The sequence below is a fragment of the Streptomyces sp. JLSY215 genome (assembly GCF_059682825.1).
In genome coordinates this window covers 8,094,044-8,106,392 of the sequence record NZ_CM185022.1, presented here as the reverse complement: position 1 = coordinate 8,106,392, position 12,349 = coordinate 8,094,044, and the positions used below count along the sequence as shown (strand labels likewise).

At 73.4% G+C, this 12,349-nt stretch carries 11 protein-coding genes; 5 read left to right on the top strand and 6 right to left on the bottom strand.

Annotation, left to right across the window (positions count from 1 at the left end; all coding sequences use genetic code 11):
• The first annotated feature begins 15 nt into the window (after positions 1–15).
• A complete protein-coding gene (locus tag AC5677_RS35995) occupies positions 16–1,275 on the top strand; it encodes an amidohydrolase (protein ID WP_497192084.1) in 1,260 nt (419 codons plus the stop codon).
• 23 nt (positions 1,276–1,298) lie between these two features.
• On the opposite strand, the gene AC5677_RS35990 is transcribed toward AC5677_RS35995, so the two are convergent.
• The gene (locus tag AC5677_RS35990; protein ID WP_497192083.1) at positions 1,299–2,480 is read right to left on the bottom strand and encodes a MalY/PatB family protein; all 1,182 of its coding nucleotides are present in this window, start codon (positions 2,478–2,480) and stop codon (positions 1,299–1,301) included.
• 63 nt (positions 2,481–2,543) lie between these two features.
• On the opposite strand from AC5677_RS35990, the gene AC5677_RS35985 reads away from it, so the two are divergent.
• Positions 2,544–3,743 (top strand): MFS transporter, encoded by a 1,200-nt coding sequence (locus AC5677_RS35985; RefSeq protein WP_497192082.1) that lies wholly within the window; start codon positions 2,544–2,546, stop codon positions 3,741–3,743.
• A 149-nt stretch (positions 3,744–3,892) separates the two neighbouring features.
• Positions 3,893–3,970, top strand: coding sequence for a 50S ribosomal protein bL37 (locus tag AC5677_RS35980; RefSeq protein WP_373287922.1), 78 nt, complete (start codon positions 3,893–3,895; stop codon positions 3,968–3,970).
• 66 nt (positions 3,971–4,036) lie between these two features.
• On the opposite strand, the gene AC5677_RS35975 is transcribed toward AC5677_RS35980, so the two are convergent.
• The 3 genes from AC5677_RS35975 to AC5677_RS35965 all read right to left on the bottom strand — a co-directional run bounded on the left by AC5677_RS35975 (position 4,037) and on the right by AC5677_RS35965 (position 6,100).
• On the bottom strand, positions 4,037–4,381 hold the full coding sequence (locus tag AC5677_RS35975; RefSeq protein ID WP_497192081.1) for a hypothetical protein: 345 nt from the start codon (positions 4,379–4,381) through the stop codon (positions 4,037–4,039).
• Positions 4,382–4,636: 255 nt separating this feature from the next.
• Positions 4,637–5,206, bottom strand: a complete 570-nt coding sequence (locus tag AC5677_RS35970; protein WP_497192080.1) for a hypothetical protein — start codon at positions 5,204–5,206, stop codon at positions 4,637–4,639.
• 144 nt (positions 5,207–5,350) lie between these two features.
• Positions 5,351–6,100 (bottom strand): TioE family transcriptional regulator, encoded by a 750-nt coding sequence (locus AC5677_RS35965; protein ID WP_497192079.1) that lies wholly within the window; start codon positions 6,098–6,100, stop codon positions 5,351–5,353.
• 58 nt (positions 6,101–6,158) lie between these two features.
• Here AC5677_RS35965 and AC5677_RS35960 point away from each other — a divergent pair, with 58 nt between their 5' ends.
• The gene (locus AC5677_RS35960) at positions 6,159–7,367 is read left to right on the top strand and encodes an erythromycin esterase family protein (RefSeq protein ID WP_497192078.1); all 1,209 of its coding nucleotides are present in this window, start codon (positions 6,159–6,161) and stop codon (positions 7,365–7,367) included.
• A 127-nt stretch (positions 7,368–7,494) separates the two neighbouring features.
• Here AC5677_RS35960 and AC5677_RS35955 read toward each other — a convergent pair whose 3' ends face one another.
• Both AC5677_RS35955 and AC5677_RS35950 read right to left on the bottom strand, forming a co-directional pair.
• Positions 7,495–8,238 (bottom strand): class I SAM-dependent methyltransferase, encoded by a 744-nt coding sequence (locus AC5677_RS35955; RefSeq protein WP_497192077.1) that lies wholly within the window; start codon positions 8,236–8,238, stop codon positions 7,495–7,497.
• A gap of 200 nt (positions 8,239–8,438) precedes the next feature.
• A complete protein-coding gene (locus tag AC5677_RS35950) occupies positions 8,439–9,899 on the bottom strand; it encodes an SDR family oxidoreductase (protein ID WP_497192076.1) in 1,461 nt (486 codons plus the stop codon).
• A 180-nt stretch (positions 9,900–10,079) separates the two neighbouring features.
• On the opposite strand from AC5677_RS35950, the gene AC5677_RS35945 reads away from it, so the two are divergent.
• Positions 10,080–12,311 (top strand): FUSC family protein, encoded by a 2,232-nt coding sequence (locus tag AC5677_RS35945; RefSeq protein ID WP_497192075.1) that lies wholly within the window; start codon positions 10,080–10,082, stop codon positions 12,309–12,311.
• The last annotated feature ends 38 nt before the right edge of the window (positions 12,312–12,349 follow it).

Below are 12,349 nucleotides of genomic sequence, written 5' to 3'. Positions count from 1 at the left end.
ACGAAGGAGAGACGCATGGTGATGAGCGAGACGGACGCGATGGACGCGTCGTTGGGCGCGGGCCCCGCCACGGCCGCCCTGCGGGAACGCTGCCGGGAAACCGTCACGAGCCGCCAGGACGACGTCATCGCGCTCAGCCACAGCCTGCACGCCGAGCCCGAACTCGCCTATGAGGAGCACCGGTCGGCGAAGAAGATCGCCGATCTCGTCGAGGGCGCGGGCTTTCAGGTCGAGCGCGGGGTCGCCGATCTGCCGACGGCGTTCTCGGCCACCGCCGGGTCGGGCGATCTGGTGATCGGGATCTGTGCCGAGTACGACGCCCTGCCGGGCATCGGGCACGCCTGCGGGCACAACGTCAACGGGGCCGCCTCGGTGACCGCCGCGCTGGCGCTCGCCGCCGTCGCCGACGACATCGGCGTCACGGTGAAGCTGCTCGGCACACCGGCCGAGGAGTACGGCGGCGGCAAGGCCGACATGTTGCGCGGCGGCGTCTTCGACGATGTGGCGGCGGCCATGATGGTGCACGCCGCGCCGTCCGACGCGATCGGGATGAACGCCCTGGCGATCAGCAGCTGGCAGGTGACGTACACCGGCCGGGAGGCGCATGCGGCCGCCCTGCCGCACCGCGGCGTCAATGCGGCCGACGCGATGATGATCGCGCAGGTCGCGATCAGTGCGTACCGGCAGCAGATGGTGCCGGGCGGCGTCGTCCACGGGATCGTCACCTCGGGCGGCGAGGCGTCCAATGTCATCCCGGGCCGGACCACCGCCGCCTACGACTGCCGGGCCGAAACCCTGGAGGAGCTGCGGGAGTTGCAGGCCCGCATCCGCGCCTGCTTCGAGGCGGGCGCCCTCGCCACCGGCGCCGAACTCGCCCTGGAGGCCGTCGGCAACGACTATGCGGACCTGCGCCAGGACCTGGAGATGAGCCGCCTGTACGGCGCCGCCGCGACCTCCCTCGGCCGCACCGTCGCACCGCGCGATACGGCTCTGCGCGGCGGCTCGACCGATATGGGCAATGTCTCCCATGTCCTGCCGACCATCCATCCCATGATCGGCTACGACTGCGCCGGCGCCATCATGCACAACCCCGAGTTCACCCGCCACGGCATCACGGCGGGCGCGGATCGCGCGGTGCTCGACGGCGGCCTCGCGATGGCGTGGACGGCGCTCGCGCTGGCCGCGGACGAGGGGCACCGCGCCCGGCTGCTGGGACGGCTCGCCGAGCGCACGCGGGCGGGGGCCGGCGCGCCGGTCGGCGCGGGGACGCCGTGATGCCGTGACGCCTTGACGCGGCATCAGCCGGTGGTGGCGGCCGCCATGCGCCGTACGGCCTCCGTGATCAGTTCCGGTGAGGTCGCCAGGTTGAGCCTGGCGTGCCCCGCTCCCCCGGTCCCGAAGGCCGTACCGGAGCTCAGGGCCACCCTGCCGCGTTCCAGGAAGACGGCGGCGGGGTCGTCGCCGAGTCCGAGGTCACGGCAGTCGAGCCAGGCGAGGAAGGTGGCCTCGCCCGGCCGGTAGCGGACGGCGGGCAGCTGCTCGGCCAGCAGGCCGGCGAGGAGGTGGCGGTTGCGGTCGAGGCCGGGCAGCAGGGCGTCGAGCCAGGCGGTGCCGTCGCGCAGGGCGGCGGTGTGGGCGATGACCCCGATGTGGCTGGGGCCGTGGCCGACCTCTTCGGGCAGCCGCGCGAGGTCCCCGGCGGCCGCGGGGCCGGCCACGGCGACGGCGGCCTTGAGTCCGGCCAGGTTCCAGGCCTTCGACGCCGACAGCAGGGACAGGCCCCGCTCCCCGCCGGGCACGCTCAGATACGGCACGAAGGCGGCCCCCGAGGCCACCAGCGGGGCATGGATCTCGTCGGCGACGACCCGTACCCCATGGGTTTCGGCCAGTGCGGCGACGGCGGTCAGTTCCTCGGCGGTGTGCAGGGTGCCGGTCGGGTTGTGCGGGCTGCACAGCAGATACGCGGCCCGCCGCCCGCCCACGACGGCGCGCCGGAACGCCTCCTCCAGCGCGGCGAAGTCGATCCGCAGGTCCTGGCCCAGCGGCGCCTCGACGACGCGCCGTTCCATGTTGCCGACGAACTGGTAGAAGGGAGGGTAGACGGGGCAGTTGACGACCACCGGGTCCCCTGGGCCGGTGACCAGCTTGAGCATCTCGACGACGCCGAGCATCACATCGGGCACCAGCGCCGTCCGCTGCACGGCGAGCCCGTCCCAGCCCCACCGCGTCCGCGCGAACTCCGCCAGCGCCTCGGCGTAGCCCGTCCCGTACGCATATCCGGTGTCGCCGAGCGCCATCGCGTCCGCGACCGCCCGCAGTACCGGGCGGGGCGGCGATACGTCCATCTCGGCGACCCACAGCGGCAGGACGTCGGGCGGATACCGGCGCCACTTCATGCTCGTGCGCCGCCGGAGCCGTTCGAGGGTGTGGTGGCTGAGGGGGTTCGCCTCGTCCGGAGTCTCGCTCGGGATGCGGTCCATGACGCCACAAGATAGGCGCGATGGAGCGCCAAGTCTGTACGCCCTGCTCCTACCGTTGTCGCCATGTCCCTTCACACAGGTCGCAAGCAGAGACGGCGCCCGGGGTATGTCGCGGCCGCGGGCGTGTTCGCCATCGGCATGGCCGGCACGACGCTGCCCACCCCCCTGTACGGGCTCTACCGCCAGCAGCTCGGGTTCTCCGAACTGATGGTCACGGTGGTCTTCGCCGCGTACGCGATCGGGGTGATCACCGTGCTGCTGGTGGCGGGCCATGTCTCCGACGAGGTCGGCCGGCGTCCGGTGCTGCTGTGCGCGCTGGGGCTGTCCGCGGCCAGCGCGCTGTGCTTCCTCTTCGAGGGTGGGCTGATTGCGCTGTTCGCGGGGCGGGTGCTGTCCGGGTTTGCCGCGGGGCTGCTGAGCGGCGCCGCCACCGCCACCGTGCTGGAGCTGGCGAAGCCCGGCCACGAGGGGCGGGCGGGGTTCGCCGCGACGGCCGCGAACATGGGCGGTCTGGGCTGCGGTCCGCTGCTCGCGGGTGTCCTGGCCCAGTACGCGCCCCGGCCGCTGGCACTGCCGTTCCTGGCGCATCTGCTGCTGCTGGCCGTGGCGGCGGTGGTCACCTGGCTCCTGCCGGAGACCGTCCGCACGCCGCGGCGGCCGGTGCGGCTGCGGCCGGACGGGCTGCGGCTGCCGCCCGAGGTACGGGGGGTGTTCACGCCCTGCGCGGTCGCGGCGTTCGCCGGGTTCTCGCTGCTGGGCCTGTTCACCGCCGTCTCGCCCGGCTTCGTCGGGCAGACGCTGAAGGTGCACGACCTGGCCGTGACCGGGGTGATCGTCTGCACCGTGTTCCTGGGCTCCACGCTCGGCCAGTTGCTGACGGGACGGCTGGGGGTGCGGCGGGCGCTGCCGGGCGGCTGTCTGGTGCTGGCGGTGGGACTGGTGCTGGTGGGGACGTCCCTGGCGGTGCAGTCGCTGCCGGTACTGGTCATCGGCGCGCTGTGCGGCGGCACCGGGCAGGGCCTCGCCTTCCGCGCCGGTCTGACCGCCGTCAGCGCCGCGGCGCCGCCCGAGCACCGGGGCGGCACCATCTCGGCCTTCTTCCTCGTCGCCTACCTGGGCATCTCGCTGCCGGTCGTCGGCGTCGGGGCGCTCACGCTCGCGCTGGGCCTGCGCGGCGCGGGCCTGACGTTCGCCGGCTGTGTGATCGCGCTGGTGGTGTGCGTCGGCCTGTACGTGCTGCGCCGGCCACCGGCGGAGGCGTGAGCGCGGCCGGCACCGGGCCGAGGGGCGGGGCAGGGGCCGGGGCCGGGCGGCTACGGCCCCGTGGGACATGGCCGGGCCGAGACCGGGCCACCAATGGGGTGAAATGGTAGAAAGTAGACCAATGCGCCACCATCGAGAAAGGAGCCGGCATGTCCTCGAAGCGACGCCGCAAGAAGAAGTCCCGCCGTAAGCACGCGGCCAACCACGGGAAGCGGCCTCAGTCCTGAGACGCGAGCCGGACCCGGACCACGCCGTCGGGCTCCCCGCACCCGCGCCGCGGGGAGCCCGGCGGGTCAGGCCGTCCCCTGGCCCGCACCCCCGGTGATCTTCTCGATCGCCTGCCGGGCCTGCTCCCCCGGGGAACGGGCGGGCAGCGGCGACACGGGCGCCGGCGCGACGGCGGGCTGCGGCCGCTCCCGCCCCTGCGCCACGGGCTTGACCGGGGCCGCGGACGGACGGCCGCGCAACCGGTGACTGGCGGCCTCGTCGAGCGTCACCGGCCGCTTCATCTGCACGGCGAGCCGCCCGGCCTCCTGGCCGAGCGCGGCGATGTCCTCCCACTGCAACCGGAGCACCACACGGAGTTCGGCCTCTCCGTCGGGCAGGGCGGTCAGCGGCGGGGTGATGGGCTCGGACATATGCCCCTCCTCAGAGGATGAGTGATGAGGAGTAATACGGGAGCGGCCGCGCCGGCGTTCAGCCATGGCGATGCGGACTTCGCGTCCGGCTCGTGACACGGGCTCATGACCATCGGCCGAGCGGGCGGGCATGGATGTGACTGCCCGTCAAAATGTTAGCCACGGCCCTGGTTGAATCTGCCATGTCCCGCCACCGGGGCGAGCGGGAACCGTTCGCGACGGGCTCGCCCAGCTCCTCCGGCCGCGCCGCGCCCCTCAGCCCCCGGCCAGCACCCTGCGCAGTACGCCGACCACGGCCTCGTCCGGGAAGCGTTCGCGGGCGGCCGCTTCGGCGCCGGCCAGGGTGTCGGCGAGGCTGTCGGGCCCTGCGTCGGCCAGCAAGGAGTGGATCCAGGGGGCGAGGTCGTCGATCCGGTCCGGGACGCCCGGCGGCAACGGGCCCTCGAAGGGCGCCAGTTCGTGGCGGGCGGGTCGCTTCGTCCGCCTCGTCCGCCGCTGGAGCAATGCCCGCGCGGGGGTGGCATCGGGCTCGCGGGGCGGCAGTGGGTCGACGGCCGGTACCGGCGCCGCGACGGCCTCGGGCAGCTCCGGCATCCGGCCCTCGGAGCGGTACTTGCCCGCCTCCAGGCCGATCCGCTCGGGGTGGACGCACGCCGGTACCCGCGTCACCCGGTGGTATCGGAATCCGTCCGCGGCATCGAACGGATAGTCATGGCTGGGCCCCTCCAGCACATCGAAGCCGCCCGGGGGCAGGCGCAGGGAGGGGCAGAACCAACAGGCGCGATGGTCGGTGGCATCGTCGATGAACGGCTCGGTGCTGTGCATACCGCCGGACGATAGCGGCCCGCGGCCTTCCGACGCAGTCCAACTGACCTGCGGTGGAACGTTGTTGTTCGCCGTCGCCCGCTCGTCCGTCGATCCGCGCGCGCAGCGGTCCGGCGTGCCGTTGGGCGGGCGCACTCCGCCACCTCATTCCCGCGCGCGGAGATACGCCTCCAGCTCGGCGGCCCCGGTCAGCAGCGCACGTCCGCGGGCGGACAGCCGGCCGTGCCAGTCGTGCAGTGCGGCCTCCAGCGGCTCCAGCCCGCCGGCCGCCCGCACCTGGGTGAGCAGCGGGGCGATCTGCTCCAGCAGATAGCCGCCCCGCCTGAGCTGGTGGGCCAGCCGGGCGTCCCGGACGTCGGCCTCGTCGTAGACGCGGTATCCGGTCAGCGGGTCCCGGCGCGGGCGCACCAGCCCGGCGCGCTCCCATTTGCGCAGCGTCGCGGGCCGGATTCCGAGCTTCCCGGCCAGCGGCCCGATGAAAATGCCGCCGGACGCGGACGCCGAGCCCGGCCCGGACCCCGCACCGGGCTCGGGCGCCGGGGCGGGCTCCAGGTCGCGGAGGGCGTTCTCCACGGCCTGGAGGGTGCGGCGGTCGTCGAGGAGCTGGGCGTGGCTCTCGTCGATGAGGCGGAACGCCTCCTCGGCCGCGCCCGCGTTCACCGCCCGCATGATCGCCGTCGCCGTCCGGTGGCCGTGGCCGGGCAGCAGGGCGAGGAAGGCGCGCAGGGCCCCCGCGTGCAGCGAGGTGTAGGTGCGGTAGCCGTGGGCGGTGCGACCGGCGGCCGGAAGGATGCCGGCCTCCTCGTAGTTCCTGACCGCCTGGGTGGACAGACCGTGCCCGCGCGCCAGATCAATCGGCCTGAGCCGCTCGCCATTTTGAAGGTTTCGCGCCATGGAACCGACGATATCGCGGAAAAGTTTCCACCGAAGGTTCAACGATACCGTTGATGGCATGGCTACCGACATCAAGGACACCACCCATGCCGTCGAGGCGGCCGCGGTCATGCGACTGCTCCCGGCCCGGCCCCGGCTGCTCGCCCTGGGCGAGCCGACCCACCGCGAGGACACACTGCTGGACCTGCGCAACGAGCTCTTCCGGCAGCTCGTCGAGCAGGAGGGCTACCGGACGATCGCGATCGAGAGCGACTGCATGATGGGTCTGGTCGTGGACGACTACGTCACCTCGGGCACGGGCACCCTCGATGAGGTCGTGGAGCGCGGAATCAGTCACGGCTGGGGCACCTCGGCGGCCAACCGCGAGCTCGTGCGCTGGATGCGCGACTACAACGACGGTCGGCCCGCGGCCGAACAGCTGCGTTTCGCCGGTTTCGACGGCCCGCTGGAGATCACCGGCGCCGCGAGCCCCCGGCAGGCCCTCACCGCACTCCACGGCCACCTCGCGGCCCGGGTGGACGCGGACCTGCTCCCCTGCACCGCGGAAACCCTCGACCGTCTGCTCGGCGCCGACGAGCGGTGGAGCGACCCCGACGCGATGACGGACCCGGCGAAGTCCGTGGGGCAGTCGGCCGAGGCCGGTCAACTGCGGCTGCTCGCCGATGACTTGGTGGCACTGCTCGACCAGCAGACGCCGCACCTGCTCCGGACGGACTCCCGGGACGACCGGTTCCGGGCGCACCTGTACGGGCGCACCGCCACCGGCCTGCTGCGCTACCACCACTGGATGGCCGACACCTCGGCGGCCCGGATGACCCGGCTGTGCGCGCTGCGGGATCTGATGATGGCCGACAACCTCCTCGCCCTCGCCGCGCGGGGTCCGGTACTCGTCCACGCCCACAACTCCCATCTCCAGCGGGAGAAGAGCAGCATGCAGATGTGGCAGGGGCCGGTGGAGTGGTGGAGCGCCGGTGCGCTGGTGAGCGCCCAGCTCGGTGCGGAGTACGCCTTCGTGGCCACGGCCCTCGGCACGATCCGGCACCAGGGAGTGGACACCCCGCCGCCGGACACCGTCGAGGGACTCCTCTACGCGCTCCCGGAGGACCGCTGCGTCGTCGACGCCCGGCGGCTGGCCACCGCCCTCGGCGACACACTGCCCGCGCCCCGTGTGTCCCCCTGGTTCGGTTACGCCTCGTTCGACCCCGCCCACCTGGCGGACAGTGACGGCATCGTGTTCGTCAAGGACGTCCCGCAGAGCCAGGGATAGGGGGGCAGGAGGCCGCGACGGCGGAGTTCCCGCCGGGTCCGCTCAGCGGCCCGGTCCGACGGCCGGTGACCCGGCCCCTGTTGGGGCGCATTCCGGAGGCCGGGTCACCGGGAGGTCCGGTCGGTCGTCAGGCGCGGCAGCGCAGCATCTCCAGGGGGCGGTTGGCGAGGAAGTCCGCCCAGTAGTCCGCACCGAACTTGCGCATACCGGCGTGGGACACCTCCATCTGGGACCAGGTCAGCTCGCTGAACCCGGCCGTACGCAGACACTCTTCGCGGACCTCGCGGCGCGGCAGTGTGGAGACGAAACTGACCGGGTGGCCGTCGAGCAGCGCCGTGGTCCGGACGCGCGGTCCCGTCTCGGCCTCCCCGCCCGCCAGTTCGCTGCGAAAGCCGTACTTCTCCGGGGACGGCCCGTCGAACCGGAAGTCGGGCGACTGGTTGACCATGAAGAACTCGGCGCCGGGCTTCAGGCTCCGGTGTACGTTGCGGCACATCCGCTCCATGGTGGCGATGTCCTCCGCGTAGTTGAGCAGCTGGACTCCCACGGCCACGTCGAAGCGCTGCTCCAGGGAGCGCAGTTCGGAGACGTCACCGACCTCGTAGCGCACGCCCAGCGGATCGCGCTCCTCCAACCCCTGGGCCACGGCGATCATTTCGCCGGAGATGTCGACACCGAGCACCTCCGTGGCGCCGCGCCGCTTGAACTCCCTGCTGTAGAACCCGGTGCCGGAGGCCAGGTCGAGGACCGACTTGCCGCGTACGTCCCCGACCATGGCCAGGAAGCTGGGCACCGCCGCGTACTGCTCCAGCGGCAGGGCCTTGAAGCCCTCGTACGCCTCACCGATCACGTCATACTGCTGCACGCCCATGGCGCCGTCCTCCCCGTGTGTGTCATGCCCTTGGCCGCGGCCCCCCGACTACGGGGCAGGCCACGGCCGCTGACGGGCAGTCTTCACGAATCCGGGCGGGCTCTCGTACTGGCAGAAGCCACAAAGATCAGGACCTCGTCCCGGCCTCCCGTACGGAACGATGCGCCGCGGGCGGCCACCGATTCCCGGGTCCCCGGGCGTCACCAGGCCGCGGGCGCGTAGTCCTTGAGGAAGCAGCCGTACAGGTCCTCGCCGAGTTCGCCGCGGACGATCGGGTCGTAGACGCGGGCCGCGCCGTCGACCAGGTCGAGGGGGGCGTGGAAGCCCTCGTCGGCGAGGCGCATCTTGTCGGGGTGCGGGCGCTCATCGGTGATCCAGCCGGTGTCCACGGCGGTCATCAGGATGCCGTCGGTCTCCAGCATTTCGCGGGCGCTGGTGCGGGTGAGCATATTCAGCGCCGCCTTGGCCATGTTGGTGTGCGGGTGGCCGGCGCCCTTGTAGCCGCGGCTGAACTGGCCTTCCATGGCGGAGACGTTCACGACGTACTTACGGCGGGCCGCCGCGGCCGCCATCGCCGGGCGCAACTTGCTCACCAGCAGGAACGGCGCGGTCATATTGCACAGCTGGACCTCGAGGAGCTCGACCGGGTCGACCTCGTCCACCTTCTGGATCCAGCTGTTGGTGGCGTGCAGGTCGGGGACGAGTCCGCCGGCGTCGATGGCGGTGCCCGCCTCGATCCGGGCGGGCGAGGCGGAGCCGCTGGTGAGGGCGAGGGCGGTGAGGCGCTCGGCGGACAGGCCGCCGTCCTCGCCCGCGGCGGCGGGCAGGGCCGCGGGGGCGCCGCTGCCGAAGTGGCCGAGCACGAGGGAGGCGGGCAGCTCACCGGCGGGCAGCGGGGCGGACTCGGCGCTGACCAGCTGTCCGTACGCCTCGGGGGAACGGCGGACGGTCTGCGCGGCGTTGTTGATCAGGATGTCGAGGGGGCCCTCGGCGCTGACCGAGTCGGCGAGGGCGATCACCTGGGCCGGGTCACGCAGATCGATACCGACGATCTTCAGCCGGTGCAGCCACTCCGCGCTGTCCGGCATGGCCGTGAAGCGCCGGATCGCGTCGTTGGGGAAGCGGGTGGTGATGGTGGTGTGCGCGCCGTCGCGCAGCAGGCGGAGCGCGATGTACATGCCGATCTTCGCGCGGCCGCCGGTGAGCAGTGCGCGCCGGCCGGTGAGGTCCGTACGGGCATCGCGGCGCGCCCGGTTCTCGGCGGCGCAGGTGCGGCACAGCTGGTGGTAGAAGGCGTCGACCTCGACGTAGCGGCTCTTGCAGACGTAGCAGGACCGGGGCCGCTCCAGGACCCCGGCTATCTCGGACGTCACGGAGCTGGTCAGGGCCAGGCCCTGGGTCTCGTCGTCGATGCGGTCGGGTGCCCCGGTGGCGGTGGCCGCGGTGACCGCCTTGTCGTTGGCGGTCTTGGCGGCCCGGCGCTCCTGGCGGCGGCGCTGCTTGACCTTGCGGAAGATCCCGGCGGTGGCGCGCCGTATGGTGATCGCGTCCGGGTGGTCGAGCGGCAGTGCGTCGAGCTCCTCGAGCACGCTCAGGCAGATCGCCATCCGCTCCACGTCGATGGCCGCGCCCGCGGCCCGGCCTTCCTCGGTCACCGTCATCGCCGCTGCGCCGCTTTCCTGGGATTGTGTGTTCGCTGCAAAGTGCCTGTTCACGCTTCGGCGGAACTGTACGTAGACGGGGGCGGGTCCGCCAAACCCGGCAGGGCCCGGCGGACCCGGCGAGCCGCCCCGGAAGCGGTCCGCTGTGCGGCGCGGCGCCGGGCGGCCAATAGTGGAGGGGTGGAACGTGGCGGACCTGGTCTGCGGGAACACCGGGCCGTGGTGGGCAATGCGGCGCGGGTGACGGTGGCCGCCTGTGCCGCCTTCTACCTCTGCCGTTACGGCCTCGGTGCGCTGGTGATGGCGCTGTACGCCACCTTCGCGGTGGTGGCGCTCGGCGCGCTCGCCCAGGTCCCGGGGTCGGGGCGGCAGCGCGCCGCGACCCTGCTCATGGCGATCCCGGCGGGAACGGCGCTCGTCACGCTGGGCACGCTGCTTGCGGTGCGCACCTGGGCGGCCGTCCTCGGCATGCTCGTCATCGGCTTCATGGTCGCCTACGCGGGGATCGCGGGGCCGCGGATCGCCGGGGCGGCGCCGGGGATGCAGCTGCTGTACATCCTGCCGTGCTTCCCGCCGTATGCGCCGGACACTCTGGACCAGCGGGTTTTCGGGTTCCTGCTGGGGGTGGTGCTGTTGGCGGCGGCGGAGGTCCTCATCCTGCCGGAGCCGGCGACGCCGTCGTTCCGGGCGCTGCTGGCCGATGCCGCGGATGCGGCCGCGGAGCTGGCGGACCACCATGCCTGTCCCGCGCCGCAGGGTGTGCTCGCGCGGGCGCGCTCGGCCGGTGACCGGCTGCGTCCCTCCCGGGTGCCGCCCGCCGATCTGCCCGCCTCCCCCACGCTGGCGCACAAGGCCATGCGGCACGCCGCCGAGGCGGTGCGCACGCTGCTGGCCCAGCTGGCCGCGCTGCACGGCGGGGCCGGGGCGTCCGGCTCGTTCCAGGCGGAGACGGCGGCGCTGCTGCAGGGGATCGGCGATGCGGTGCGGCAGGCGGCGCGCGCGCTGCGCGAGGGGCGGCCGGCTCCGTCCGCGGCGGCGCTGGAGGACGAGCTGGACCCGGTGCGGGCGCGCCGGGCGGTGGCCGCGCTGGGGCGGCTCGGCGCCGATGACCGGCTGGTCTCGCTGCGCCGCCGGGCGCTGGCGGTGCAGGCGGCGGACTCCGCGGTGGTGCTGGTTCTGGCGACCCGGCTGCTGGGCGGGGACCGTACGGTCGGTGCGGACCGGGCGGGGCACGCCTTCGCGTATGCGCGGGTGCGCGGCCCCCAGCGGTGGTGGCTGCGGTTGTCCACGCATTTCACCCCGCGCTCGGTGATCTTCCAGAACGCCTGCCGGTTCGCGCTGGGTCTGGCCGCGGCGCGGGCGATCGCCGGGGTGCTCGATCTGTCGCACGGCTTCTGGGTCCTCCTGGCGACGCTGACGCTCACCCGCACGACCACTCTGGAGACCCGCTCCGTGGTCCGGCGGGCGCTGCTGGGCACGCTGGTGGGGGCGGTCGCGGCCGGGGGGCTGCTGGCGCTCGTCCAGGACCGCAACACGGTGTATGCGCTCGTGCTGCCGGTCGTGATGTTCTCGGCGTTCACCCTGGGGCCGCTGCGGGGTCCTGCCTGGGCGCAGGGCGGCTTTACGCTGGTCGTCGCGACGCTGTTCGCGCAGGTCGCGCCCGTGACGTGGCACCTGGCGCCGACCCGCTTCGCGGATGTGCTCACCGGCAGCCTGATCGGCCTGGCCTGCGGGCTGCTGGCGTGGCCGCGGGGTGCGGGCAGCGAGCTGCGGCGGAGCATGGCGGGGGTGTGCGCGGCGGTGGCCGATGCCGTCGGGCGGACCACGGCACGGGTCGTGGCGCGGACCGCCGTCGGCCCGGACCGCAATGACTCCGGCGCCGGTGTCGTCGCCACGGACCGCGCCCTGATCCTGGCCGAGGAGAGCCTGACGCAGTATCAGAGCGAGCCTCGGGAGAAGACCGCCCGGCAGATGGACTGGCCGGCCGTACTGGCCGCCGGGGCGCATGCCCGGCGCGGCGAGCGGCTGCTGCCGGGACGGCCCGGACGGATCGCCGATCCGGCGGTCGGTGACTGGCTGCGTCAGGCGGCCGGGCAGACGGCCGACGGCTATCGCGCGCTCGCCGAGCGGCTGTGCACGGGGGCCGTGTCCGCTGCGCTCCCGGACGCGGCCGCGCTCGACTTCCACGGGCTGCCGTCCGTCGCCCCCGTCCCGTCGGACGGCGACGGCGCGGAAGGGGGCGGCATGGAAGGGGGCGGCATGGAAGGGGACGGGGACGGCATGGAAGGGGACGGCCTGCCCGCCCTTTCCGCGGCGTTGCTCGTCGACTGCGTGATCTGGCTGGACACGCTCACCGCCGATCTGCGCCGCATCCATGAGGAGGTGAACGGCCGGGCACCGAGCGCCAACTGATCCACCCTCCGGTCGAGTGGATGAACGAGGCGGGGCTC